The 24325-nt window shown below is 67.7% G+C and carries 22 protein-coding genes; 13 read left to right on the top strand and 9 right to left on the bottom strand.

The genetic code is table 11. From position 1 onward, the window contains the following. Window positions 1-28: 28 nt before the first annotated feature. Entirely contained in the window at window positions 29-2290 is a 2262-nt protein-coding gene (gene recQ / locus HNQ08_RS11050; protein ID WP_184131607.1) for a DNA helicase RecQ, read from the top strand. A gap of 20 nt (window positions 2291-2310) precedes the next feature. Here the strand turns inward: recQ and HNQ08_RS11045 are convergent, their stop codons facing one another. The 4 genes from HNQ08_RS11045 to HNQ08_RS11030 all read right to left on the bottom strand — a co-directional run bounded on the left by HNQ08_RS11045 (window position 2311) and on the right by HNQ08_RS11030 (window position 5361). Then, a complete protein-coding gene (locus HNQ08_RS11045) occupies window positions 2311-2709 on the bottom strand; it encodes a DUF1622 domain-containing protein (protein WP_184131604.1) in 399 nt (132 codons plus the stop codon). A 19-nt stretch (window positions 2710-2728) separates the two neighbouring features. Then, window positions 2729-3523 carry a Cof-type HAD-IIB family hydrolase gene (locus HNQ08_RS11040; protein ID WP_184131601.1) on the bottom strand — a complete coding sequence of 265 codons (795 nt, stop codon included), beginning with the start codon at window positions 3521-3523 and terminating at the stop codon, window positions 2729-2731. Between the two features lie 98 nt (window positions 3524-3621). Then, entirely contained in the window at window positions 3622-4521 is a 900-nt protein-coding gene (locus HNQ08_RS11035) for a PhzF family phenazine biosynthesis isomerase (protein WP_184131598.1), read from the bottom strand. A gap of 135 nt (window positions 4522-4656) precedes the next feature. Then, a complete protein-coding gene (locus HNQ08_RS11030; protein WP_184131595.1) occupies window positions 4657-5361 on the bottom strand; it encodes a hypothetical protein in 705 nt (234 codons plus the stop codon). Window positions 5362-5534: 173 nt separating this feature from the next. Between HNQ08_RS11030 and HNQ08_RS11025 the strand changes: the two genes are divergently transcribed. Further along, complete coding sequence (locus HNQ08_RS11025) at window positions 5535-8465, top strand: AAA family ATPase (RefSeq protein ID WP_229789970.1); 2931 nt, start codon at window positions 5535-5537, stop codon at window positions 8463-8465. Window positions 8466-8521: 56 nt separating this feature from the next. Here HNQ08_RS11025 and HNQ08_RS11020 read toward each other — a convergent pair whose 3' ends face one another. Next, window positions 8522-9286 (bottom strand): amino acid ABC transporter ATP-binding protein, encoded by a 765-nt coding sequence (locus HNQ08_RS11020; RefSeq protein ID WP_221284137.1) that lies wholly within the window; start codon window positions 9284-9286, stop codon window positions 8522-8524. 200 nt (window positions 9287-9486) lie between these two features. On the opposite strand from HNQ08_RS11020, the gene HNQ08_RS11015 reads away from it, so the two are divergent. The 4 genes from HNQ08_RS11015 (at window position 9487) to HNQ08_RS11000 (ending at window position 14558) form a co-directional block, all read left to right on the top strand. After that, entirely contained in the window at window positions 9487-10467 is a 981-nt protein-coding gene (locus HNQ08_RS11015; protein WP_184131593.1) for a TAXI family TRAP transporter solute-binding subunit, read from the top strand. A gap of 144 nt (window positions 10468-10611) precedes the next feature. Then, a complete protein-coding gene (locus HNQ08_RS11010) occupies window positions 10612-12735 on the top strand; it encodes a TRAP transporter permease (protein WP_184132402.1) in 2124 nt (707 codons plus the stop codon). 79 nt (window positions 12736-12814) lie between these two features. Continuing rightward, complete coding sequence (locus HNQ08_RS11005) at window positions 12815-14011, top strand: AI-2E family transporter (RefSeq protein WP_184131589.1); 1197 nt, start codon at window positions 12815-12817, stop codon at window positions 14009-14011. A gap of 22 nt (window positions 14012-14033) precedes the next feature. After that, window positions 14034-14558 carry an AAA family ATPase gene (locus HNQ08_RS11000; RefSeq protein WP_184131586.1) on the top strand — a complete coding sequence of 175 codons (525 nt, stop codon included), beginning with the start codon at window positions 14034-14036 and terminating at the stop codon, window positions 14556-14558. On the opposite strand, the gene HNQ08_RS10995 is transcribed toward HNQ08_RS11000, so the two are convergent. Further along, window positions 14555-15115, bottom strand: a complete 561-nt coding sequence (locus HNQ08_RS10995; protein ID WP_229789971.1) for a C39 family peptidase — start codon at window positions 15113-15115, stop codon at window positions 14555-14557. The genes HNQ08_RS11000 and HNQ08_RS10995 overlap by 4 nt on opposite strands. Before the next feature lie 110 nt (window positions 15116-15225). Between HNQ08_RS10995 and HNQ08_RS10990 the strand changes: the two genes are divergently transcribed. From HNQ08_RS10990 to HNQ08_RS10970, 5 genes are all read left to right on the top strand, one after another. Then, complete coding sequence (locus HNQ08_RS10990) at window positions 15226-15780, top strand: VUT family protein (RefSeq protein WP_184131583.1); 555 nt, start codon at window positions 15226-15228, stop codon at window positions 15778-15780. A gap of 125 nt (window positions 15781-15905) precedes the next feature. After that, entirely contained in the window at window positions 15906-16403 is a 498-nt protein-coding gene (locus HNQ08_RS10985; RefSeq protein WP_184131579.1) for a gluconokinase, read from the top strand. Next, window positions 16393-16572 (top strand): DUF2256 domain-containing protein, encoded by a 180-nt coding sequence (locus HNQ08_RS27325; protein WP_184131576.1) that lies wholly within the window; start codon window positions 16393-16395, stop codon window positions 16570-16572. Before HNQ08_RS10985 ends, HNQ08_RS27325 begins: the two co-directional genes overlap by 11 nt. Continuing rightward, window positions 16569-17471, top strand: coding sequence for a UV DNA damage repair endonuclease UvsE (gene uvsE, locus HNQ08_RS10975; protein ID WP_229789973.1), 903 nt, complete (start codon window positions 16569-16571; stop codon window positions 17469-17471). Before HNQ08_RS27325 ends, uvsE begins: the two co-directional genes overlap by 4 nt. Window positions 17472-17555: 84 nt before the next feature. Beyond that, on the top strand, window positions 17556-18098 hold the full coding sequence (locus tag HNQ08_RS10970; protein ID WP_184131569.1) for a 3'-5' exonuclease: 543 nt from the start codon (window positions 17556-17558) through the stop codon (window positions 18096-18098). 85 nt (window positions 18099-18183) lie between these two features. Here HNQ08_RS10970 and HNQ08_RS10965 read toward each other — a convergent pair whose 3' ends face one another. Together HNQ08_RS10965 and HNQ08_RS10960 are read right to left on the bottom strand one after the other, a co-directional pair. Next, entirely contained in the window at window positions 18184-19317 is a 1134-nt protein-coding gene (locus tag HNQ08_RS10965; RefSeq protein ID WP_184131566.1) for a S8 family peptidase, read from the bottom strand. Window positions 19318-19507: 190 nt separating this feature from the next. Then, complete coding sequence (locus HNQ08_RS10960; RefSeq protein WP_342355692.1) at window positions 19508-21505, bottom strand: phosphodiester glycosidase family protein; 1998 nt, start codon at window positions 21503-21505, stop codon at window positions 19508-19510. A 125-nt stretch (window positions 21506-21630) separates the two neighbouring features. Here HNQ08_RS10960 and mglB point away from each other — a divergent pair, with 125 nt between their 5' ends. Both mglB and mglA read left to right on the top strand, forming a co-directional pair. Then, window positions 21631-22116 (top strand): GTPase-activating protein MglB, encoded by a 486-nt coding sequence (mglB, locus tag HNQ08_RS10955; protein WP_184131563.1) that lies wholly within the window; start codon window positions 21631-21633, stop codon window positions 22114-22116. A gap of 79 nt (window positions 22117-22195) precedes the next feature. Next, the gene (mglA, locus tag HNQ08_RS10950) at window positions 22196-22786 is read left to right on the top strand and encodes a GTPase MglA (RefSeq protein WP_184131561.1); all 591 of its coding nucleotides are present in this window, start codon (window positions 22196-22198) and stop codon (window positions 22784-22786) included. Window positions 22787-22877: 91 nt separating this feature from the next. Here mglA and HNQ08_RS10945 read toward each other — a convergent pair whose 3' ends face one another. Then, a complete protein-coding gene (locus tag HNQ08_RS10945; RefSeq protein ID WP_184131559.1) occupies window positions 22878-23990 on the bottom strand; it encodes a 3-deoxy-7-phosphoheptulonate synthase in 1113 nt (370 codons plus the stop codon). Window positions 23991-24325 lie beyond the last annotated feature (335 nt).

Here is a 24325-nt window from a genome sequence, read left to right as displayed (position 1 = left end):
CCACACAGAACGCGCTATCCTATCAGGAATGTCCCTTGCCGCGTCCCAATCCCTTCATTCTCCCGCCGATACCGACGCCCGCGCTCTGGAAGTCCTCAGCCGCGTCTGGGGGTACGGGGCGTTCCGGGACGTGCAGGCCGACATCGTGCGGACGGTGGTGGAAGGAGACAATGCGCTAGTCCTGATGCCCACGGGGGGCGGCAAGAGCCTGTGCTATCAGGTGCCCAGCCTGCTGCGCCCCGGCACCGGCATCGTGGTCTCGCCGCTGATCGCGCTGATGAAGGATCAGGTGGACGCGCTGCGGCAACTGGGCGTGCGGGCCGCCTTTCTGAATTCCACCCTGCCGCCCGAGGGCGTGCGCGAGGTGGAGGCGGCGCTGCTGGGCGGGGCACTCGATCTGTTGTACGTCGCTCCCGAACGTCTTTTGCTGGGCCGCACGCTGGAGCTGCTGGCACGCTCCCCGGTGGCCCTGTTCGCCATTGACGAGGCGCACTGTGTCTCGCAGTGGGGCCACGATTTCAGGCCGGAGTACGGGCAGCTGGGCGTGCTGCCCGCGCGTTTCCCCGATATTCCCCGCGTGGCCCTGACCGCCACCGCCGATGACCGCACACGCGCCGACATCCTGCGGGTGCTGGAGCTGCGCGGCGCGGCGCAGTTCATTTCGAGCTTCGACCGCCCCAACATTCAGTACCGGGTGGCGAACAAGGAGGGGCCCAAGACCCAGCTGCTGGACTTTATCCACGCCGAACACCGGGGAGACGCAGGCATCGTGTACTGCCTGTCGCGCAAATCGGTGGAGCAGACCGCGCAGTGGCTCGTGACTCAGGGCATCGACGCCGTGCCGTACCATGCGGGTCTCTCGCCACGTGAGCGCAACCACGCCCAGGAACGCTTCCTGAATGACGAGGGCGTGGTGGTGGTGGCGACGGTGGCCTTCGGCATGGGCATCGACAAGCCCAATGTGCGCTTCGTGGCGCACTTGGACCTGCCCAAGAGCATGGAGGGCTACTACCAGGAAACGGGCCGCGCCGGGCGCGACGGCCTGCCCAGCACCGCCTGGATGGTCTACGGTCTGGCCGATGTGGTGAACGTGAAGCGCATGCTCTCGCAGAGCGACGCCCCAGAGGAGGTCAAGCGTGTGGAGGCCGCCAAGCTCGATGCCCTGTTGACGTACTGCGAGGCAAGTGGCTGCCGCCGCAACCTGTTGCTGGCCTACTTCGGCGAGCAGCGCGACGAGCCCTGCGGCAACTGCGACATCTGCTTGAATCCGCCCCGCGTGCGTGACGCCACCCGCGAGGCGCAGATGGCCCTGTCGGCGGCCATTCGAACCGGCAACCGCTTCGGCGCCGCCCACCTGACCGACGTGCTGCTGGGCGAGCCCACCGAGAAAGTGGTGGGCATGGGACACCACCTGTTGCCCACTTTCGGCGTCGGGAAGGGGCACGACGAGAAGATGTGGCGTGGGCTGATCCGCCAGCTGGTCAGTCTGGGCCACCTGGCGGCGGGCGAACACCATGGCCTGAGCGCCACCGGCAAATCCCGTGCCCTACTGAAGGGCGAGATAACCCTGACGCTGCGCGAGGACAGCCTGCTGCCCCGCGAACACGTGCGCAAGCGTGACCGCGACGCGTCCAGAAGCGGCCGTGCCCCGGTGGACGCGCAGGACACGCCACTGTTTGAGGCTCTGCGGGCGTGGCGGCTCCAGCTGGCCCGTCAGAAGGCGGTGCCGCCCTACGCCATCTTCAGCGACGCCACCCTGAAGGCCATCTGCGAATTGCGCCCCAGCAGCGGTGCCACCCTGGGAACGGTAAGCGGCGTGGGTCAGCGCAAACTGGCCGAATACGGCGAGGACGTGTTGGAGATTGTGCGTGAACACTCCAGCGGGGAAAGGGGAGCGCCTCGGCCTGCGCTGCCGGCTGAACGCGGGGCTCGGGAGAACAGCGCCGTGCTGGGCCTGCTGCGTGGTGGGAGAGAGGGAACGGCGTCTGTGCGGGAGCCTGCCCGCCCTGTCTGGGCTGAGCCGCCCCGCCCCGTTCCGGCAGCTGACCCGAATGAGGGTGTAGCCCATCCGGAAATCGCCGAGGCCCTGCGGGAACTGCGCCGGGAGCTGTGCCGTGAGACCGGCCACAGCGCCTTCGTGATCTTCCCCAACGCCACGCTGGAGGCCCTGGCCCTGGCCTGCCCACGCAGTCTGGACGAGTTGCAAGGTCTGCCCGGCATGGGACCGAAGCGCATCGAGAATTACGGCGAGCGCATCGTGGACGCGGTGCGGGCCGCGCTGGGCGACTGAGCTAAGCGCCCCCCTTCTTTCTAGGCTTCCTGCTCCATGTTTCCGCCCACTTTCCGCTTGCTTTTTTCGCGGTTGTTCGCGTCGATCTCACGTTCTAGGAAATAGTTCAGCGCCGTGCGGATCAGCGCAATGGCCCCCAGCTTGCCGATATCCTCCCAGGTGGGGGCGATGGCGGTCAGCAGGATGTCGGCGGCCAGCAGGAATTCCAGCGCGATGGCCAGCCAGCGGCCCAGTTGCAGGCGCAGGTTCTGCTTGGCCTGATCGTTGGCACCAGGATCGCGTGGCAGGAACAGGGCGTGCAGCGAGCGCCACAGCGCCTGCACGATTGCGGCAGCAATCACCGCCGCTGCCGAGAACTCTGCCAGCGAGGCGATGGCCCGTGCGCCCACCTGCACTGTTTTTTCGACGGTGTCCAGCATGTCCCCGCAATCTAGGCGATTACAAGGTCAGCGCCAACCCCACGGCCTCCATCAAACCGCCATCATCGACGTGGCCCACCGTGTAGCGGGCCGCGGCGCGGGCAGGAGGGTCCGCGTTGCCCATTGCCACCGGATGGCCCACCACCCGCATGGCGCTCACATCGTTCTCTCCGTCGCCCACCATCATTACGCGGTCCATGTCGAGCCCGTATTCCGCCGCGATGCGCCGCACCGCACTGCCCTTGCTGATGCCCGCGCGGGTAATGCTGATGAACATGGTGTCCGGCATGGCTGGGCTGCCCGCCGGGTGCAGGTCCAGCCCCGCATGCGGCTCCGCCGTCACCGCCGACTCCTGCTCGCGTGGCACGACCCACTGCGCCCGTACCCGCGTGCCCACCAGTGACTCCGGGGTGCGGGGGTCATACGGTACGCCCAGCAGCGCAGAGTGGCGCTCGGCCAGCGTGCCGGGTCTGGTCACGCCGAATTCGGTGTCGGTGTAGACCTCCAGCAGGCGGTCCTCGGCGTGGGCGCGGCCAATCAGCATGGGCAGCGCGTCCTCGGGCAAGGCCTCGGAGAGGCTTTCCCCCGAGTCCACCCTTACCACGCTGGCCCCATTCTGAAAAACGTGCCAGCCGTCGGCGTCCAGCCGCCGCGCGTAGCCCAGCGCGTTGCCGATGGCTGGCCGCCCACTGCACAGCGCGATGCGAATGCCGCGCGCCCGTGCGTCCGCCAGCGCCGCCCACACATCGTCCCGCACGGTGTTGTCTGTGCCGATCAAGGTTCCGTCCACATCCACGCAAATCAGTCCCAGCATGGGCGGCAGTCTATGGGCTGGGCGTCAGGGCAGGGTGGGGGAGGATAGATGGCGGGCGGAGATGACCTGGGACAGGACGTGCGCTCTGAGCTGACGGCTCAGCCCTCTCGCGTTGCCCCGCGTTTCCACAACCCCTCGCGTTCCAGCACCGCGCAGCCGCCGACGTGCACGGCCACCACCGCGTCGCCGCGCATTTCCACCTCCACTTCCACCTCGCCGGGAGTGCCCAGCGCGTGGCCCTGGTAGATCACGCCGCAGGCCCGTCCGGCGCGTACCGGCAGGCGGCCCCCCTGCGCCAGCAGGGCCATCAACGCGCCGCCTGCGCTGCCGGTCACGGGGTCTTCGGGAATCCCCAGGGCGGGGGCAAAATCGCGCGCCGCAAGACGGTTGACCCCCATGGGGGCGTAGGCGTACACGCTGCCCACCTCCAGGGCTTCACTGAGCATGGCGATCTGCTCCAGATCAGGTTGCAGGCCGTCCAGGATCATCGGGTCCAGCAGCGGCACGAAAGCGCTCCACAGCCCCGTGCTGGCGGCAGCCATCGGCAGGCCGCGGTGGATCATGCGGGCGTCGATGCCCAGTGCCTCGGCCAGTTCGGCACGCAGGGTGGTGGGCAGGGGCCGGACCTCGTGACGCTGCTGCTGCATCCAGACCTGCTGCGGCACGCCCGCCTCGCTGATCAGGCGCAGAGGCACGCGGCCTGCCAGCGTTTCAAGTTCCAGCGCCTCGCCACGCCAGTGGCCCGATTGCGCCAGCATCAGCCCCAGGGCCAGCGTGGCGTGGCCGCAGAACTCCACCTCCTGCGTGGGGGTGAAGTAGCGCACCCGCACGGCAGAGCGGCCCAGGCGGATGACGAACACGGTCTCGGGGGCCCCCAGAAAGGCGGCCAGCTCGCGCATCTCGGCCTCGCTCAGCCCGGCGGCGTCCAGCACCACGCCTGCGCGGTTGCCCTGGCCTGGCGTGCGTGTAAAGGCGCTGACCTCACTGTAGGCGATCATGAAAGCCAATTTAGCGCGCCGCCTCGTGAAAGGCGGGCACGGGCGTTGGAAGCGACGGTCTACTCTTGCCTTTTAGTGGATAGGGCACAGCACACCGGAGGAGGTCAGCCCCGGTGTGCTGCGTCTCAGATCCGCTTACCTCAGGCTGGCCAGGGTCTTCTTCGCCGCTTCCAGGTCACGCTTTTGCCAGAAGGTGTCGGCGGGCATGCCGATGGCTTTTTGCAGTTCGGCAGCGGCCTCGGCCTTACGCTTCTGGAGGATCAGGGCATTGGCGTACTCGATGTGGTGGACGGCCACGTTGGGTTCCAGTGCGAAGGCTTTCTCGAAGTTGGGGGCGATCTGGTTCTTGTCTGCCCCGGTAGCGCGGCGGGCGATGAAGCCCTTCTCGTCCAGGTTGGCGTGCCACAGGCCCAGCGCCACGTAAGCCCCGGCCAGTCTGGGGTTCAGCTTGATGGCCTGATCCAGGTTCTTCTTCATGTCCCCGGCCAAGCCCAGGCTCTGCAGGATGCCCGAGAACTGCGCCAGGCGCCCCTGTGCGCGGGCCAGTTCAAAGTAGGCGTCGGCGTTGTTCCTGTCTTTGGCAATCGCGCTCTTGGCGTAGTCCTGGGCTTTCTGGAACAGGGCCTTTTTCTGGGCGTCAGCGACCAGACCTGCCCCGGCTGTGGTGGCCTCGGCGGCCAGGGCCAGGCCCGCGCTGGTGTTCAGGGCAGCGGCGGCCAGGGCCGCTTCCTGCCACTTGCCCGAATCGTAGAGGTCCTGGGCCGCGGCCTGGCTCTGGGCGTAGGCGGAGGGGGCCACAAGGGCGGCGGTCAGGGCGGCGATCAGCATGGGGGTGCGCATAGGGATTCTCCAGAGGGGCCATAGAAATGGCTGAAAGGGGGATTGGTTTAAGGGCTGCGCCGAGTATACACAGCCGCGCGTCACGATGCTGATGCCCCCGTCAGGTACGTCAGCCCGGCTCTTTTCTGAACCGGGTCCAGATTGCGTCCAGGGGTGCTACGCTGGGAGGCATCGTGAACTACAAGGCGGTGCTGGCCGACCTGCGCGCCCACCTGCCCCCGGATGCTAGCGGTGGGGCTGCCGGGGTGCGGCGCGGCAGCCTGCGCTGGCTGGAGGGCGAGATGCGGGCGCGTGGGACCGGGGCCGCGGCGGTCCGGAACATCATCTACCGCGATATCGGCACGTCGGCGGACCGGGAAACCCTGCGCGCCATTCTGACCGAACTGGCCGCTGAGGTGGGCCGCCCGCTGCCCGCAACTCCCACCGCTCCGGCTCCGGCGCCGACGCCGCTGCCCGCCGAACTGGAATTGCTGGGCCGCAGCAAGAAACGGGCCTACCGGCAATTCCTGGCCGGGGTGCGGGCGGGCCGTTGTCCCCGGTTGATCGTGACGGGCCGGGCCGGGGCTGGCAAGACCGTGCTGCTGGACAGCCTGGACTTCGCCCTGCGCGAGGCGGGGCTTCCCGTGAAGCGGCTGTTCCTGTCCGGCGACGTGTCCGGATTGCTGGGACTGGGGGCCGCTCCCGGTACGGCTTACGCGCAACTGGCGGCGGCGCAGTCGGAGGCCGCGCGCCGTCAACTTCCGGCGTCCGGCACGTTGCTGGTGCGGGTGACCGATGACCTGAATTTCGCGGCCAGTTCGCCCCGCAGCACGGAGGGTTCGGCCATTTCCCCGGCGCGCTGGGCCGTCGAACACCTGCTGAACGCGGCGCCCCCTGGGCTGGCGGTGCTGCTGGCGCTGGAGGACGCTGCCCCCGCTGACCTCCGCTCTCCATCTCCCGGCGTGCCACCTCCCGAGACCATCGCGCTGCACCCGCCCACCCCGGCCGAGGCGCGCGGCTACCTGATGGCCCGCTTGGGCGTGCCGCGCGCCGAAGCCGAGTTGCTGGTGGCCGAGACCGGACGTCACCTGGACCGCCTGAGCCTGCTGGTCCGCCTGCGTGGGGGAGAGGCCGGGGCGGACACGCCCGCTTTGCTGGCGGACCCGGACATCCGGGGGCTGGCCGGGGCGACGGCGGCGCTGGCGGCCTGCACACCGCATCTGTCCTCGGCTTCCTGGCCACCCGAACTGCTGCGGGCCGCGCTGCGCAGAGAACTCCGACAATTGCCACCCCATGCCCGCGCGCTGCTGGCCGGTTCGGATGCGCTGGGCTGGACCCCCACGCCCGCCCTGCGCGCCGCCTGGACCGGGGTGGAGCCGGCAGACCGCGCCGGAGCGGTAGGCAGACTGGCCGGACTGCTCTCCGGGGAGGGACGCCCCGTCCGGCTGGCCGCGCTGGCCGCTCTGGAAGACTGGCCTGCCTTGGCCGCCCAGGTCCGCGCGCAGCCGGACGACGCCCGCTGGCTGCCACCCTTGTGGCCGGCCATCCGCCACGGCGCGGTGGGGGAGATCCGTGACGAACTGGCCGGAGCAGTGGTGCGGCACTTTGCAGGCCGGGGCGACTACCACGACGCGAGGCTGCGTGACGCGCTGTTCACCCTGCTGGAGGCCGCGCAGCCCCCGGTGCGGGCCTGGGCGCGCGTCAAGCTGGCCGAGAGCAGTCTGGAAGCCGGCAACATGACAGCGGCGGCGGAACAACTGGCCCATCCGGAAGTCTGCGCCGCGCTCTCGGCCCCCTCACCTGCCCGTGACCCCTGGACGGTGGCCGCCTGCGCCGATGCGCTGCTGGTGCGGGCGGCCCTGGCCCGCTGGGGCGGTGACCTGGAGGCAGCCACCTACGCGGTCTCTGACCCACGCGTGGCGGTGGGTGGTCCCCGCGCGGGGTTGTGGCGCGGCCTGATCGCCAAGGATGCGGGGCGCTGGGACGAGGCACTGTGCGCCCTGGCCTCGGTGCCAGTTTCCAGCCCGCTGCTCTCGGCCCGCGCCCGCTATCAGGAGGGGGACCTGCGGCTGCGCCTGGGCCAGCCCGCCACCGCACTGGAGGCGCTGCGCGACGCGGCGGCCCGCCTGGAAGCGGCGGGAGCGGGGGCGGAGGAATGTGCCCGCGTGCTGACCCGCAGCGCCACCGCCCTGCGCCGCCTGGGGAAGGTGCAGGAAGCGCAAGTCACTCTGGACCGCGCGCTGGCCCTGTTGCCCCCGGATCCGCGCCGACACGCCGATCACGTGCCCCGGGCCCGGTTGCTCTCGGAGGGCATTCCGGTGCTGCTGGCGCTGGGCCGTCCGGACGACGCGCTGATGGCCTCGATTCAGGCGTTGGCCCTGCTGGCGGGCCGCAGCGCCCGCCCTGCCGAGGTGCGGTACCGTCAGCGCCGTACCCGCTACCGGGTGGCGCTGGCCTACCTGACGCGTGGGCTGGGCGGCGCATACCTGCAACCCCTTCTCAGCCCGGCGGTGGACCATCCCGACCTGCAGCGGGCCCGGGCGCTGCTGGACGACCTGATCGCCCAGCAGCGCCCGGGCAGTCCGGGAAAGGGCAGTGACCGCGACGGCATCCTGCTGTTCGACATGTACCTGAGTCGGGCGCTGGCGGACCCCGATCCGGCGGCGGCCCTGGATTTGGTGGACCGTGCCCTGGCCCTGGCCGCACATCCCTACGAGCAGGCCCAGGCCCGCGCCATGCGTGCCGAGGTGCAGGTCCGCGCCGGGAGCCCTGCCGACGCCCTGGCCGAACTGAACCGCGCCCACGCCCTAATGCGCCGCGTTCAGCCGGGGCTGGGTGACGCCCCCGATCCCGGCCTGCAGGCGCAGTTGCTGACCCTGGAGGGGGCCGTGACCCTGGGCGACGGCGCGCAAACGCTGGACTGGCTACGCGTGTCCCTGGCGGACCCGGCTCTGGCCCCCTTTCGCGCGGGGGTGTGGCGGGCGCTGGGTCGGGTGCTGGAGGAGCACGGGCAGGGCTGGACCCTGCTGCGCAGTATGTACGGCGTCCGTGCCGACGCTCTGGCCCACTTGCGCCCGGGCGACGCCCTGTGGTTGCTGGAAATGGGAGGCGGTGGGATGGCGTGACCGTGAGACGGAACCCGAATTCCCCTGCGGAATTCAGAGAGGTGCGGCCCTGGCCTCTAATGTCCCAGAATCTTGCCTAAAAACTGCTTGGCCCGCTCATGCTGGGGGTTGTTGTAGAACTCCTCGGGGGTGGTGTCCTCCACCACGTTGCCCTGATCAAAGAACAGCAGCCGGTCCGCCACCTCGCGGGCAAAGCCCATTTCGTGCGTGACCACCAGCATGGTCATGCCGCCGCGTGCCAGATCCTTCATCACGTCCAGCACCTCCTTGATCATCTCCGGATCGAGGGCGCTCGTCGGCTCGTCGAACAGCATGACCTTGGGGTCCATCGCCAGGGCGCGGGCAATGGCGACGCGCTGCTGCTGGCCGCCCGAAAGCTGCGCGGGGTACTTGTGGGCCTGCTCCTCGATGTCTACCCGGCGCAGCAGCTCCAGCCCGCGCCGCTCGGCCTCGGCCTTGCTGGTCTTGCGGACGCGGGTGGGGGCCAGCGTGATGTTCTCCAGCACCGTCAGGTGCGGAAACAGGTTAAACGACTGGAAGACCATGCCTACCTCACGGCGAATGGCGTCCAGGTTGCCCTTGCCGTTTAGCGGAATGCCGTCCACCGTGATCTGTCCCCCGTCGTGTGGGTCCAGCGCATTGATGGTGCGGATAAAGGTGCTCTTGCCGCTGCCCGATGGGCCAATGATCACCACCACCTCGCCCGCGCGTACGCTCAGATTGACACCCTTCAGGGCCTGAAAGCTGCCGAAGTGCTTCTGGACGTTCTCGGCCTGGATGATCGGCGCACCTGATGGGCTGGCTTTGGCGAGAGAGGTCATGCGAACAACTCTATCCGAGGGAACGCGCCCAGACCAGCAATGACCCTCCAGAGGGTGTCAGCCACGGTTGTGCCGCCGCCAGAACAACCTGACCTGCCTTCATGGAAGCGTGTCCAATTCAAGGCATGTGATAGGATTTCACAACTTTCAACTTTTCTGCGGCCTGCTGTCATGCAGGACTGCTCCCACGGAGGAATCACATGAAAAATCGTAACAAGCAGTTCATGACCGCCGCCGTTCTCGGCACCGCCACCCTGCTGGCCGGCGCAGCCCTGGCCCAGGGCACCACCTTCCTGACCATCGGCTCTGGCAGCACCACGGGCGTTTACTTCCCGGTGGCCACCGGCATGGCGAAAATGATCAATGATTCGGGCAGCGGCATCCGCGCCAACGCCCGCTCCACCGGCGGCAGCGTGTTCAACATGAACGCCATGGCCAGCGGCGAGTTGAACGCCGCCGTGGCCCAGAACGACGTGGTGTATTACGCCTACACCGGCACGGGCCTGGACGCCTTCAAGGGCAAGGCCGACAAGAAGATCCGCACCATGGCCGTGCTGTACCCCGAAGTGCTGCACGTTCTGGCCCGTAAGGACGCTGGCATCAACTCTGTTGCTGACCTCAAGGGCAAGAAAGTCGTGATCGGCGACCTGGGATCGGGCACCGAACAGACGGCGGCGCAGGTGATGGAAGCCTACGGCCTGAAGTTCGACGACCTGGGGCAGGCGCTGCGCGTCTCGCCCTCGCAGGGCATCAGCCTGATGCAGGACAAGCGCGCCGACGCGCTGTTCTACACCGTGGGTGTGGGGGCCAGCGCCATTGCCCAGATTGCCCAAACGGTAGACGTGAAACTGGTGCCCGTGGCGGGCAACCAGGCGGCCAGCCTGCTCAAGAAGTACCCCTTCTATGTCCGGTACAACATTCCGGCCAAGAGCTACAAGGGCATTGACGTCACCGTGCCCGGCGTGGCGGTGCAGGCCACCTTGGTCACCACCACCGACGAGAGCGAGGACACCATCTACAAGGCCATGAAAGCGGCCTTCGGGGACGAGAAGGGACTCAAGGCCATTCATCCGGCTCTGGGCACCAACTTCTCTTACGCCAAGGCCGTCAAGGGGCTGCCCGCTCCACTGCACCCTGGCGCGGTCAAGTTCTTCAAGGAACAGGGTTTGAGCGTCAAGTAAGATCACGGACCGGAAATGAAGGGGGCCAGCCAAACACAGATCGGGAGGCTGGTCCCCTCCCTTTGAAAAGGAGATGAGCAAGCAGTGAGTGACCCCACAAGACCGATCAGCAGTGATCCCAGCCTGGAGCCGCCGGGGACCGAGATGACCGAGGGCGAACGCCGCGCTCTGGAGATGGTGGAGGCCGCCGAGACCGGAGGGCGCAAGCTCTTTGGCTGGCAGAGGACGCTGGTGACCGTGATCGCCGTGGCCTGGTGTGTCTACCAGATGTACGCCGCGCAGGTGGGCGACATCGATACGTTGACGCTGCGGGCCATCCACCTGGCCTTCGCATTCAGCCTGGCGTATCTGGTCTTTCCCTTTCGCAAGACGCCGGGCGCCGCCCAGACGAGAGTGCCGTGGTACGACTGGGTTCTGGGCCTGCTGGCAACCGGCACCGCTGTCTACCTGATCGCGCAGTATCCGTCGATTGCCACCGTGCAAGGCGGGGTGCTCACGAACGTGGACGTGTGGGTCGGCAGCGCGATGGTGGTGCTGCTGTTGCTGGCTGCGTGGCGCACCATCGGCATCGCCATGCCCATCGTGGCCTCGGTGTTCATGCTGTACGCGCTGACCGGGCCGCGTGGGCTGATCCGGGGCGATCTGGGGCCGCAGCTTCAGCTCCACGCCGGGCAGACATGGCCGCAGGTGGTCGGCCAACTGTTCGCCAACACCGAAGGCATCTTCGGCACGGCCATCGGTGTCTCGGCGCAGATCGTCTTTCTGTTCGTGCTGTTCGGGGCCATTTTCGACAAGCTGGGCGCGGGCGACTGGTTCATGAATGTGGCGCAGGGCGCGTTGGGCGGTTTCCGGGGCGGCCCAGCCAAGGCCAGTGTCCTGAGCAGCGCCCTGAACGGCATCATCAGCGGCTCGGCCGTGAGCAACGTGGTGACTGGCGGCAACATCACCATCGGCACCATGAAGCGGGTGGGCTACAGCGCCGAGAAGGCCGGGGCGATCGAGGTGGCCAGTTCCAGCAACGGTCAGCTGATGCCCCCGGTGATGGGCGCAGCGGCCTTCATCATGGCGCAGAACCTGAACATTGAGTACCGCACGCTGATTCTGGCGGCGGCGATTCCGGCGTTCCTGTGCTACGGCGCCCTGCTGGTGGTGGTTCACCTTGAGGCGCTGAAACTGGGTCTGAAGGGCCTGCCGCGCAACGAACTGCCGCGCGTGCGCCAGACCCTGGTGAAGGGCTGGTACTACCTCGTGCCGCTGGGCTACCTGATCGGCACGCTGACCATCAATCCGGAGGCCACGCCCGAGCGGGTGGCCCTGAACACCATTTTCATGATGATCGTGATGATGTTTCTTCAGGAGGTCTATTTCGGCAGAAAGAACGGCCTGAGCGTGGGCCAGGGCCTGCTGGATGGGGGCAGGAAACTGATCGACGCTTTCGAGGGCGGCGCCCGCAGCATGATCGGCATTGCCATCGCCACCGCCGCCGCCGGGATCATCGTCGGGATCGTGACCATTACCGGATTGGGCTTTGGGCTGGCCGATATCGTGCAGCTCGTAAGCAACGGCGTTCGCGACCTGCTCACCACGGTGGCGGGCCTGATTCCAGGTGTGGATGCCGGGGCGGTGGCGGGCTTCGGGGCCATCCTGATCGTGCTGATGATGGCGCAGCTGATCGCGCTGATCCTGGGTATGGGGCTGCCCACCACCGCCAACTACATCCTGATGAGCGCCCTGATCGTGCCGATCATTGCCAAGATTGCGGGGCTAGACAACACCAATCCGGTGCAAATGCTGCCCGTGCACATGTTCGTCTTCTACTTCGGCATCATGGCTGACAGCACGCCGCCGGTGGCACTGGCGGCTTTTGCGGCGGCGGCCATCAGCGGCGGCAATCCGGTGGCGACGGGCGTGCAGGCCTTCAAGTACGAACTGCGAACGGCGCTGCTGGCCTACATGCTGTTCTTCAACCCGCAACTGCTGTTGATCGCCAACAATCGGCTGAGCGGGCTGGGCTTCGGCGACGCGGTTTTCATGATCCTATTCGCTTTTATCGGGCTGGTGGCCTTCAGCGCCGCCACCATGCGCTTTCTGCACCGCAAGACCAATCCCGTGCAGGCGCTGATGCTGCTGGTGGCCTCGTTCATGCTGATCATTCCCAGTCACCTGCTGGTCAATCTGGCAGCGCTGGGCCTGATCGCCGCTGTCTACTTCTGGCAGAAGGCAGGAAGCCGCCGCGAGCCTCCGACAGCGGTGCCAGTAGCGGCCTGATCTTCGACAGTCTTCATGTCCCCCGCCCCCCACGGCGGGGGCACTGCTTTTGGCCTTCCTGAAGTGGCAGGATAGGGGCATGACCCGGCCGCCACCCTCTACGCCGCGCAGACCCGTGGGCGACTGGCGCTCGGCGAGCGACGTGCGTGATCTGATCTGGCGGTTGTGGGCTATTCCGCTGGTGCGGCTGATCCTCTACGCCGCACTGATCGTGGTGGCCGCCCGGGCGCTGATGTGGGGCAGCCAACTGCTGGCCAGCGTGGTGCTGACCGTGCTGACCGCCTACGGGCTGGCCTTTCTGGTCAACCCGATTCTGGAGTGGCTGGAACGCCGCCGCGTCGGCCGCATGGTGGGCGTGCTGCTGCTGATCCTGGGGGCGCTGGGACTGGCCACCTTGCTGATCGTGACCCTCAGCCAGCAGATTACAGGCTTGATCGCTGGAATTCCGGTGATCGCCATCAACCTCAAGATCACGCTGTTCAACGTGCTGGACAGACTGGACAGTATCCAGGGCGTGCAGGGTCTCAAGGCCAGCGTCAGCACCTACATCGACGAGCAGACCGACAACATCACTCAGAACGCCGGGCCGCTGGTGGAACGGCTTTTGAATTCCAGCCCCAGCGTTCTGAGTACGCTGTCCAATCTGGTGGGCTGGCTGGGGCAACTGGGCTTTATCGTGACGCTGGCGGCGTATTTCATGCTGGACTTCGGCCGGGTGGGCCGCAGCCTGCTGCGCGTCTTTCCGCGCCAGTCGCAGCCCACCGTGCTGCGGCTCTCGGAGGACGTGAGCCAGAGCTTCGGCGGCTTCCTGCGCGGGCAGTTGCTGCTGATGCTAACCGGCGCGCTGCTGTCCACGCTGGGCCTGCTGGCGCTGAAGGTCCCCAACGCGCTGGCCCTGGGCGCCCTGAGCGGCCTGTTGAGTCTGGTGCCGTACATCGGGATCGTGCTGGCTGCCGTGGCGGCCATGTTGCAGGCCATTCCCCAGGGCGGGCTGACCATTGCCCTGGTGGCGGCGCTGTTCTTCATCATCAACCAGTTGCAGGGCAACGTGCTGGGGCCGCTGATCATGGGCCGGGTGGTCAGCCTCAGTCCGGCGGCCATCCTGATCGCGCTGCTCGTCGGGCTGGCGCTGGCGGGACCGGTGGGAGCTATCATCGCCATTCCCACCGCCACACTGCTCAAGCGCTGGCTGGAACGGTACTGGATGACCAGCGCCGCTTACCGGGGTGTGGGGGGCGCGGTGCCGGAAGACGTGCAGAATGGGGGGCCAAAATGATGCCTTGTGCCGAGGTGCTCCCGTGAGCGGCCCCATCTGGGTGCTGTCCGGGAGTCCGGGTGCAGGCAAGTCCAGCGTGGCACACGCCCTGCTCCAGCACTTTCCACGCGGCCTGCACCTGCCGGTGGATGACTTGCGGGAACTGGTGGTGTCCGGTCTGGTGCACCCCAGCCTTGATCACCCGCCGGAAGCGGTCCAGCAGTTCGAATTGGCCCGCCGCGCCGCCGCCTTCCACGCCCGGCTGTATGCCGAGGCGGACTTCGCCGTGGTGATTGACGATGTGCTGTGGCCCGCCGATCTGGAAGCGATGCGCGTTCATTGGGATGGACTGGACGTTCGCCCGGTCTTCCTGTCCCCCTCGCTGGAGGTCGCGCAGGCGCGCAACGCGGCCCGCACCGGCAAGGCATTCGACACGCAGAATCTGGTGCCGATGATTGCGGCCCTGCATCCGTCCATGCCGCCGGCCGACTACTTGGCGGCGGGCTGGCGGGTGCTGGACACCTCCAACCTCAGCGTCGAGCAGACCGTTGCGCGCCTGCTGACCTAACCGATTACCCTCCTGACCGTTGCGGATAACTTCGGCGGGTACAGCAGCGCAAACTGGCCCCGGTGGTCCGCCCACACGCGGGCGAAGTCGTCGTAGCCCATCGCCACGTAGCCCAGCAGCGGGTCCATCAGGTAGGTTTGCCGGGCAGTGTCGTTGTAGCCCACCACCACGCGCCAGTGGGGAATGGGCCGCCCGCTGGGGCTGACGTAGGTCTGCAGCGCAATGACGGGCACCCCGTTCTTGATCGCGGCCCGCACAGTGTTAAGGGAGCCGCCCGCGTACAGCCGCGCCTCCATGCCCACGCGCGGAGCGAAATCCAGGATGGCCTGGGCCGTCATATACGACGTCTCCGACGTGCGGGTGTAGCGGCTGACCATCGCCATATCGGCGTTTAGACCGTAGTACCGCAGCACCTGCGTCAGGCTGGCGGGACCACAGGCGTTATAGCTCTGGCGGATCAGCGGCATGCCGGAGAGCACGTAACCGGGCGGGGTGGGGGCCGCCAGTGCCGGGGCCGCCGTCAGCAGCAGGGACAGGAAAAGGAGGCGGGCGCGCACCGGGGCAGTCTGCTGCGCCGGCTGTCACGGCCCTCTTTCAGGGCCGCGTCTCTGCTACCCTTGCGGGCGGCCCGCGACCTCTGCAGTTGCCCAGGCCGGAGGTTAGACCCATGAACCATTCCACCGTCCGGGGACGTCCTGCCCCGCTGCCCCTGTTGCTGATCGCGCTGTACGCCCTGAGCATTCTGGCTGCCAACATCACCCTCAACAAGTTCATTCCGCTGCCGGTGTATGGCCTGCTCAGCGTCGGGACCATCTTCTTTGCCGCCGTCTTCACCCTGCGCGATCGCATCCACCGCGCCGGTGGCCTGAGGGCCGTGTACATCGCCATTGCCTCGGCGCTACTGATCAACACGCTGGCGGCGCTGCTGACCGGCACCGAATGGCGCTTTATCGGGGCGTCGTTCCTGGCGATCCTGGCGGGCGAACTGGCTGATACTGCCGTGTATCAGCGCCTGATTCACCGCAGTTGGTGGACGCGGGTGCTGGCGAGCAACGCAGTCAGCGTGCCGCTGGACTCGGTGCTGTTCAACCTGCTGGCCTTCCTGGGCGTCATGTCCGGCAGCGAGATCGCGCAGATCATCTTTGCCGACATCCTGGCGAAGTATCTGATCGCCGCCGTGTTTGCCATCCGTATCCGGCATGCCAGCCGGGCGCTGGCCTGAGCGGGAAGGGCGTCAACGCACCGACAGGGCGACATAGAGGAAATGCGTTCTAAAGAGACGGTACGCCCGACTCACGCCAAGCGGGGGGGCGGGTGCTCCAGACTGGAGGTCATGTGGCGGCGAAGATGAGACTGATTCTGATGGGGGTGTCCGGCAGCGGCAAGACCACGCTGGGCCAGGATCTCGCGCAGAGGACGGGCTGGCCGTTTCTGGACGGCGACGATTTCCACACACCGCAGGCCCGGGCCAAGATGGCCGCTGGGCTGGGCCTCAGCGATGAGGACCGTCAGCCCTGGCTGCTGCGCCTGCGCGCCGAACTGCTGGCGCGCTCCCAGATGATTCTGGCGTGTTCCTCCCTGCGCCGCAGCTACCGCGACCTGCTGCGTGTACCGGACACCCGCTTTATCTTTCTGGACGTGCCGCCGCACCTGCTCCTCACCCGTCTTCAGCAGCGTGACGACCATTACGCCCACGCCGATCTGCTGCCCTCACAGTTGCAGACGCTGGAACCCCCGGACCGGGACGAGGCCGACGTGCTGACCCTGCACATCACGCCGCAGGACTCGCCCTCCGATCTGACGCGGCTGACGCTGGCCGCGCTGGGCCTGCCATATGCCCGCTAAGGCCGCCAGCAAGGCCTTCGGTGGGGGCCGCAAACCCTCCGAGCGGCCCAGCAAGGTCTGTCCGGTGTGCGGCCTCCCCTTCAGCTGGCGCAAGAAGTGGGAGCGCGACTGGGACAACGTCAAATACTGTTCGGACCGGTGCCGTGCAGCGGCGAAGGGTGCCTCGTGAGCGGGAATCCACGTCCTGCTTACGGTCTGGTCTGCCTGACCGTGGGGCCGGAGGTCCGCTTCCGCACCGTGACGCTCAGCCGCTACCGGGCGCTGTCGCCGTCCGAGCGCGAGGCCAAGCTGCTGGACCTATACACCGACAACATCTCCAGATTGCGCGGCGCCGCCGACTTCTGCGCCACGCGGGGCATCCGGCTGTACCGCATGAGCGCCAGCCTCTTTCCCATGCTGGACCTGATCGGCGACGACACCGGGGAGGCGGTGCTGACCTCACTGTCGGCCCAGTTGCGGGAGGCAGGACAGGCCTTCGTGGATCAGGGCATTCGGGTCCTGATGCACCCTGAACAGTTCATCGTCCTGAACAGCGATACCCCCGATGTGCGGGTCCGCAGCGTTCATGCCCTGAACTCGCACGCCCGCGTGATGGACGGCATGGGGCTGGAGCGCAGTCCCTGGAACCTGCTGCTGCTGCACGGCGGCAAGGGGGGCCGCGCCACCGAGCTGACCGCGGTCATTCCCGATCTGCCTGACGCCGCCCGCCTGCGCCTGGGGCTGGAGAACGACGAATTCGCCTACGGTCCTGCCGATCTGCTGCCGGTGTGCGAGGCGACGGGCGTTCCGATGGTTTACGACGGGCACCACCATGTCATTCACGACAAGTTGCCAGATCAGGATGATCCCGCCGTGCGCGAATGGGTGCTTAAGGCACGCGCCACCTGGACCCCGCCCGACTGGCAGGTGATTCACCTGTCCAACGGTATCGAGGGGCCGCAGGACCGCCGCCATAGCCACCTGATCAACCAGCTTCCTGCCGCCTACGCCGACGTGGGGTGGATTGAGGTGGAGGCCAAGGGCAAGGAGGAAGCGGTGGGGGCGTTGATGGGGCTGGAAACGGTCTAGAGGGCCGGGGCGGCCAGTGATTTGTCCTGATCCTCACCCAGCCCCTTTGGGTCACACCCCGTTTCTCGCGCTACCCTACGCGGCGTGAACGTCGTCGTCTTCGATCTGGAAACCACAGGCCTCTCGCCGGAGCGCGACGCGGTGGTGGAGATCGGCGCGGTGCGGGTGGTCGATGGCCGCGTCGAGGAATCGCAGAAGTATGAAACGCTGGTGCGCCCGGTGGGCGAATTCGGCGAGCCGCTGCTGATTCCCTGGCGTGTGGAGCGCATTCACGGCATCAGCAACGAGATGGTCCGCCACGCCCCCACCATGCCCGAGGTGCTGCCCGAATTCCTGGACTTCGTGGGCGACTCGGCGGTGGTGGCCCACAATATCGGCTTCGACAGTGGTTTCATGCGCGCCAATGCCCGGCGGCATGGTCTGGTGTGGAAACCGGCGGCGGAATACTGCACCGTGCAACTCTCGCGCCGTGCCTTTCCGCGTGAGCGTGCCCACAATCTGACCGTGCTGGCCGAGCGGCTGGGCCTGAACTTCGCTCCCGGCGGACGCCACCGCAGTTACGGCGACGTGCAGGTGACGGCACAGGCGTACCTGCGTCTGCTGGAGATGTTGCGGGTGGAAGCCTAATAGGAGTGGTCTGACGGTCAGCAGGCCCGTGCGGCTCACCGCAATAATCCGGTGCTGTGTGAGCAGTTCGGCGTTTTGAAGTCCTCTACTGCGGAGCCTGTACCAGCCCCAGGCCCACGTCCAGCTTGTCCACACCTGCAATCAGCGGTTGACGGGTGGCACTTCCCTTCAGGGCAGTTTCGACCGTATTCCGGGTCAGGTCGCCAGCCTCGATCAACGCCCCAAACCACAGCGCCGCCACCCCCGCGACATGGGGCGTTGCCATGCTGGTGCCGCTGTAGGCCACCAGGCCACCGCCCAGCCTGGCCGAGGTCACGTTCACGCCGGGGCCGCTGAGGGTGGCGCCCGTATTGGAAAACGGCGCGACGGTTAGCCCCTGATCCGGCTTCTGCTCTGCGCCCAGCCCCACTGCCGCCACCGAGATAAACCCGTCCGAGGTGGCCGGGGGCGCGACGCCCACTTCCCAGTCGGGGTTCTGCTGACGGCGGCTCTCGTTGCCGGCGGCGGCGATCAGCAGTGTGGGGGTGGTGTCGCCGCCGTAACTGCGAGCGTAGGCGGCCAGCGCACCGAACAGGTTGAGGTTGGCGCGGTAGTCCAGCAGGGCCTGCGACGTGGCCAGCTCGGCGGGTAGCCCGCGCTTGATCAGTTCGGCCACCAGCCCCGGAAAGTCCATGCCGAGCGACATGCTGACCACATGTGCACCCTCCTGCACGGCCCAGGCCAGCGCCCGCGCGATGCCCTCGCTGCTGCCGCTGCCGTCCGCACCCAGCACCCGCCCGATCAGCGCACGTTCCACGCCGGGGGCCACGCCGATGCGCTGCCCTGCCACATCGCGTCCGAAGACCGTTCCGGCGCAGTGGGTGCCATGCCCCTGCGCGTCCACGCCGCCGTCTGCGTCCCCGCCCTCCAGTGTGAAATCGCGCCGCACCAGGTTCACGCCCGCGAAGGCTGGATGCTCAGGGTCAATGCCCGTGTCCAGAATGGCAACGGTCACGCCCCGGCCGTTCTGCGAACTGGTGTCGGCCCTGACGGCCTGCACGCCCCAGGTGGGACCGGTTGCCGTGGGGCTGGCCTCCGAGCGGCGCACCGGACGGATCAGGCGCATGGGAATGCTGGGGGCAGCCAGTTGCACGCCCGTTTCCTGAAGCAGATCGGGCAACTCGCGGTGATCCAGGGTCTGGATTTCCAGGCTCATGGACGGCGCTGGTGCTGCATCCATGGAGGGCGACAATATGCCATCCGCCTCAGTCCCAACCCGAATCCTGGTGTCCTGTCGCCACACGATGAAACGGTCCTTCTTCATGCCGTCCCCCTCTGGCCCGCCAGCTGTGGCCTGGGCAGCAGTCTAAACCCGGACACGGGATTCTGTCATTGACTTATATAGATAGAGGATTCTGTCCTTGGTAAAACTACTTCCTGCCTGCCACACCGCGTGGGACGAAGACGATCGCGTTTGGCACCGGCTGGCTCCAGATCGTGTTCAGGTAAGCGCCCAGGCCCGCGTAGCCGCCCTGAACATAGGCGGTGGCGCTGCTGCCGCTGTCCATCCGTACGGCGTCGCGCACGCCCGCTCCGACGAGCGCGGCGGCGAAGGCTTCGGGGGTGCCGTGCTCGAAGTAGGCGATGGTGGGCTGGCCGTTCAGGGTGCCCAGCGCCGATTGGCGGGTGGACCGCCAGACGCCAGCGGCGGTGTTGAAGCCCTCGCGGCGCGGATCGATGGCCACCCTGCCGCCCTGCACCAGGAGCGGCCCGGCGCTCAGGGCGTCCACGGCGCTCTCCCAGGGGGCGTCGGTGGCCTGCCAGTTCAGGGTGACGTTCAGGGCCGCGCCCGCCTCGCGGGGCAGGGCCGGAAAGTGCGCCGGATCGAAGGTAAAGGCCAGCGTTCTGGCCGGGGCGATGAACTGCCCGGTTGCGGCCCGGGTCACGCTGGCGCTGCCGGGGGCCACGAGCAGGGTGGTCAGCCCCGCGCCGCCCACCGACGTTTTGCCGTCGCCCACGAAGGCGGTCAGCAGCGCGGCGTTGGGGGCAGAACGCACGCTGTTGACCGTGACGCTGCCAAATGGCCCACTCAGGACGTAGCGCGGACGTGGATAACCGAACAGCGCCTCGCCTCCGGCGGTAAAGCCCACCGTGGCCCGTTTCTCCAGACTGGCCGCCGTCATCAGGCCGCCCACCGCCACCAGATCGACGGGCAGGGCAGTTCTGGGATCGAAATACCCGCCATTGACCCCGGCCACCCCGCCCGCCGACTTCACCAGATCCGGCACCGACAGGGACCGGCCCAGCGGCGCGCTCACTACGCGCGGCTGGAACATCGCCGGATCGAAGCTCAACAGGTGCAGCAGACCCCGGTTGCGGTAGGTCACTCCGGCGGGGAGGTCGTCGGGGTTGATGGGCGGCGGCACGCTGGCGTCGGTGTAGGTGGTGGTGTCAATGACCACGCGGAACGGATCTTCCAGCGTGAAGATCTCGCTGCGTCCGCCCCCGGTGGCCAGCCGCAGGGCCGCGCCCGCTGTGGTCTGGGCCAGGGTCAGGGTGTCGCCGCCCGGCAGCGTCTGCTGGCTGCCGGTCACCGTCACGCCCGGCAGGAACAGGCCCAGCCCGCCCGTCTCGCGCGACACCACCTGCGACGCTGGAGCGCTCAGGTCCAGCACCACCCGCTGGACCTCTACCGTGCGGTACAGGGTCCGGCTGATCCGCACGGTGTCCAGATTCGCCACTTTCGGCACGCTGAGGATGGGCGTCAGGGGCGGCGGTGGCGCGGGCAGGCTTGGAACGGGCTGGAGGCTGGGGGACGCTGCCGCAGGTGGCGTGACTGGAGCCGTGATTGGAGCAGGTGCCGTGGAGGCAGGCGGGGTGGGCTGAAGGGCGGCAGGCTGGGTCTGCGCGGATGTAGGGGGGGACACTGTCACGGGCGGTCTGATCACTGGTCGTTCTGGGCCGCCGTCCGAGGGTAGCAGCGTCGCTGTGGGCACCCTGGCGGGCGTGGCAAAGCCCAGCAGGCCGGGCGTGTCGGTCAGAATCCGGACGCCCAGCAGTTCCAGCGCCCGCAGCGGCACATGCAGGCTGCCGCCCTCAGTCACGGGATCAGGCAGCTTGCCGCTAAGCGTCAACCCCAGCGCCGTCCAGCCCCGGCCGGGTGCATACCGCAGTTCCCGCTTGCCCAGCAGCAGCCGCAGGTCCAGCGGATCGTTGCGCACCGAGACCCCCAGCCGCGGCAGGGTCCACACCGCCAGCATCTCGGTGCCGCCCAGCAGCTTGGAATCCACCCCGGCACTCTGCCTGACCCCACCGATGGCGGTGGGCCGCGCCGTTGCCATTCCGCTCAACAGACCCGCGCCGATCAGCAGCCATAGCCCCAGGGTCCGCGTTCGTCTCTCGCCTGCCATCTTCTGCCCGAACTTCACGCGGGGGAGTCTAGCGTCTGGGTGCGGGACCGGGTGCCCAGGGGCAGGACCAATGGGGCATTTTCGGCACTCACCCACTTCGCCGTCAGGTTATTGTGCTGGCCTCTGTTCATATACTGCATCTCATGATCGAACCCTCACTCGCGTTGTACGGGGAAGCCTACGCCCGCGTGGACGCGCTTATTCAGGAGCTGCTGGACGCCGCCGGCGTGCGTTACGGTCTGCTGGTAGACCGCAAGGGCTTCGTGCTGTCCCACAAGGAGGCACTGTGGGCCCCGCGTCCGCCCGCGCTGGACAGCGTGGCAACGCTGGTGGCCAGCAACGCCGCCGCCACGGCCGCGCTGGCCAACATGCTGGGCGAGCGCACCTTCAGCGAGCAGATTCACCAGGGCGAGAACGGCACCCTGTACGTGGAATCGGTGGGGGATCAGGCGCTGCTGACCCTGATCTTCGACTCCAGCGTGCCGCTGGGGAAGGTCAAGGTCTATTCCAAGAAGACGGTGCCGCAACTCGCCGCCATTCTGGACGAACTCAAGGACCTCCCCGAGATCCAGCTCGACAGCGACTTCAGTGCGGGGGCCACCTCCCTGCTTGACGATCTGCTGGGTTAAGCCTCCACGTCTTGGCTCGGCCCCAGCTGATCCGTCCCTCGCCCCCCTCTTCTGAATCCGCCCAAGGAGGCACCAGCCCATGAGCACCATCAACTTCGCGGCCCGCGAAATCAACTGCAAGATCGTGTACTACGGCCCCGGCATGAGCGGCAAGACCACCAACCTCAAGCAGGTCTTTTCCAAGGTGCCTGGCCACCTGCGCGGAGAGATGGTCTCGCTGGCCACCGAGGACGAGCGCACCCTGTTCTTCGACTTTCTGCCCCTCGACCTGGGCAGCGTGCAGGGCTTCAAGACCCGCTTCCATCTGTACACCGTGCCAGGTCAGGTCTTCTACAATGCCAGCCGCAAATTGATCCTGCGCGGTGTGGACGGCATCGTCTTTGTGGCCGACAGTGCCCCCAACCGCCTGCGTGCCAACGCCGAGAGCATGCGCAACCTGCGCGAGAATCTGGCCGAACACGGCATCAACGTTCGTGACGTGCCTATTGTGTTGCAGATCAACAAGCGCGATTTGCCCGACGCCCTGCCCGCCAGCATGATCCGCGCGGTCATCGATCCCCGGGGCGAACTGCAACTGTTCGAGGCCATGGCCGACAAGGGCGTGGGCGTGTTCGAGACCCTCAAGACGGTCAGCCGTCTGGTCCTGGAACGGCTGTCGCAGACCAAGTAGGAGTGGGCGTTAGGCGGAGCCGGAAATGCGGGGGTGTCCCCGCATTTCCGGTTCTGAGTTTAGCTCCTCTCTTCAATACCTCCGCCCCCATTCAGCCGCGCAAAGCCGCGTCGGCTTCCAGCAGGAGGGCCTCGGTTTCATCCCAGCCCACGCAGGCGTCGGTGACGCTGACGCCGTATTTCAGGTCGGCTGGATTGGCCGGGACGGCCTGCTTGCCCTCCAATAGGTTGCTTTCCAGCATCAGGCCACGGATCGCGTGCTGGCCGCCGGTGCGTTGCTGCACCACGTCACGCCAGATCAGGCCCTGCCTCCTGAAATCGCTGCCGCTGTTGGCATGCGAGCAGTCCACCATCACCGCTGCCTCCAGGCCCGCCGCCGTGATCAGCTCGGCGGCCTCCCTGACAAACTGCGGCGCGTAGTTCGGCCCGTTCTTCCCGCCGCGCAGAATGAGGTGACCGTTGGGGTTGCCCTGAGTCTGCACGATGCACGCACGGCCGTCGTCGTCCACGGTGAAAAAGACGTGCGGGTGCGCCGCCGCCACCATCGCGTCCACGGCCAGCTTGAGGCCGCCCCCGGTGCCGTTCTTGAAGCCCATCGGGGCGCTGACGGCACTGGCCATGACCCGGTGCGTCTGGGATTCGGTGGTCCTCGCCCCCAGGCAGGCCCAGGCCACAGCGTCAAACAGGTACTGCGGCGCGAAGGGATCGAGCAGTTCGGTGGCGACCGGCAGGCCCAGCTCGCCTACCTCCAGCATCAGGCGGCGGGTCAGGGCCAGGCCCCGGCCCACATCGTTCTCGCCGGTCATGTCGGGGTCCATCAGGAAGCCGCGCCAGCCCACCGTCGTGCGCGGTTTGTCCACGTAGACGCGCATCTGGACTTCCAGCGTCCCCGCCACCCGTTCGCGCAGGGTGGCCAGACGGCGGGCGTATTCCAGCGCCGCGCCGGAGTCGTGAACGCTGCACGGCCCCACCACGACCAGCAGCCGCCTGTCCTCGCCGCGCAAGATGGCCTGCGCCGCCCGGCGCCCCGCCAGCACGGTGCGCTCGGCCCCCGGCGTCAGCGGCAGCGCGGTCTTGAGTTCGCGGGGCGTGGGCAGCGGCGTGAAGCTGGAGACGTTCAGGTTCTCAGTGCGGCTCTTTGGGGGGGTGTGAGGCTCAGGACTGGGCCGTTCGCTGGACCGTTCGACGTGGGAAAGCTGGGGCATGGGCGGGTCTCCTTAAATATGGGAAAGAAGCGCCGCCCGGTGGCCTTTGCGGGGCAGCTACCGGGCGGTCGAAGGTGGAAACAGCGCGACGCTAGGCCCGGTGGAAACGGGGCCAATAAAAGTACGCGGCGCTGGGGTGCATGCGGGCAGTGTAATGGGGAAAGGGAAAGGCCGAGGGCCAGCGGTCTAGGCGGGGGAGTGGGGGGGGGGGGGGGGGGCGCGGCCGGCCCCCCCCCCCCCCCCCCCACCCGGGCCGCCCGCGGGGGCCTTCACCGGCCAACAACCCCCACCCCACACCCCCCCCCCCCCAAGAGAATGGCCCCGAAGAGCCCGCC

The sequence above is a fragment of the Deinococcus humi genome (assembly GCF_014201875.1).
GTDB lineage: Bacteria > Deinococcota > Deinococci > Deinococcales > Deinococcaceae > Deinococcus > Deinococcus humi.
Note: the sequence above shows the minus strand (reverse complement) of the source record. Positions and strands in the feature narration are given on the sequence as shown.

Coding starts and splice junctions, on each gene's coding strand:
- recQ (WP_184131607.1), top strand. CDS start 29: ATGTCCCTTGCCGCGTCCCAATCCCTTCATTCTCCCGCCGATACCGAC.
- HNQ08_RS11045 (WP_184131604.1), bottom strand. CDS start 2,709: ATGCTGGACACCGTCGAAAAAACAGTGCAGGTGGGCGCACGGGCCATC.
- HNQ08_RS11040 (WP_184131601.1), bottom strand. CDS start 3,523: ATGCTGGGACTGATTTGCGTGGATGTGGACGGAACCTTGATCGGCACA.
- HNQ08_RS11035 (WP_184131598.1), bottom strand. CDS start 4,521: ATGATCGCCTACAGTGAGGTCAGCGCCTTTACACGCACGCCAGGCCAG.
- HNQ08_RS11030 (WP_184131595.1), bottom strand. CDS start 5,361: ATGCGCACCCCCATGCTGATCGCCGCCCTGACCGCCGCCCTTGTGGCC.
- HNQ08_RS11020 (WP_221284137.1), bottom strand. CDS start 9,286: ATGACCTCTCTCGCCAAAGCCAGCCCATCAGGTGCGCCGATCATCCAG.
- HNQ08_RS11015 (WP_184131593.1), top strand. CDS start 9,487: ATGAAAAATCGTAACAAGCAGTTCATGACCGCCGCCGTTCTCGGCACC.
- HNQ08_RS11010 (WP_184132402.1), top strand. CDS start 10,612: ATGACCGAGGGCGAACGCCGCGCTCTGGAGATGGTGGAGGCCGCCGAG.
- HNQ08_RS11005 (WP_184131589.1), top strand. CDS start 12,815: ATGACCCGGCCGCCACCCTCTACGCCGCGCAGACCCGTGGGCGACTGG.
- HNQ08_RS10990 (WP_184131583.1), top strand. CDS start 15,226: ATGAACCATTCCACCGTCCGGGGACGTCCTGCCCCGCTGCCCCTGTTG.
- HNQ08_RS10985 (WP_184131579.1), top strand. CDS start 15,906: ATGAGACTGATTCTGATGGGGGTGTCCGGCAGCGGCAAGACCACGCTG.
- HNQ08_RS27325 (WP_184131576.1), top strand. CDS start 16,393: ATGCCCGCTAAGGCCGCCAGCAAGGCCTTCGGTGGGGGCCGCAAACCC.
- HNQ08_RS10965 (WP_184131566.1), bottom strand. CDS start 19,317: ATGGATGCAGCACCAGCGCCGTCCATGAGCCTGGAAATCCAGACCCTG.
- mglB (WP_184131563.1), top strand. CDS start 21,631: ATGATCGAACCCTCACTCGCGTTGTACGGGGAAGCCTACGCCCGCGTG.
- mglA (WP_184131561.1), top strand. CDS start 22,196: ATGAGCACCATCAACTTCGCGGCCCGCGAAATCAACTGCAAGATCGTG.
- HNQ08_RS10945 (WP_184131559.1), bottom strand. CDS start 23,990: ATGCCCCAGCTTTCCCACGTCGAACGGTCCAGCGAACGGCCCAGTCCT.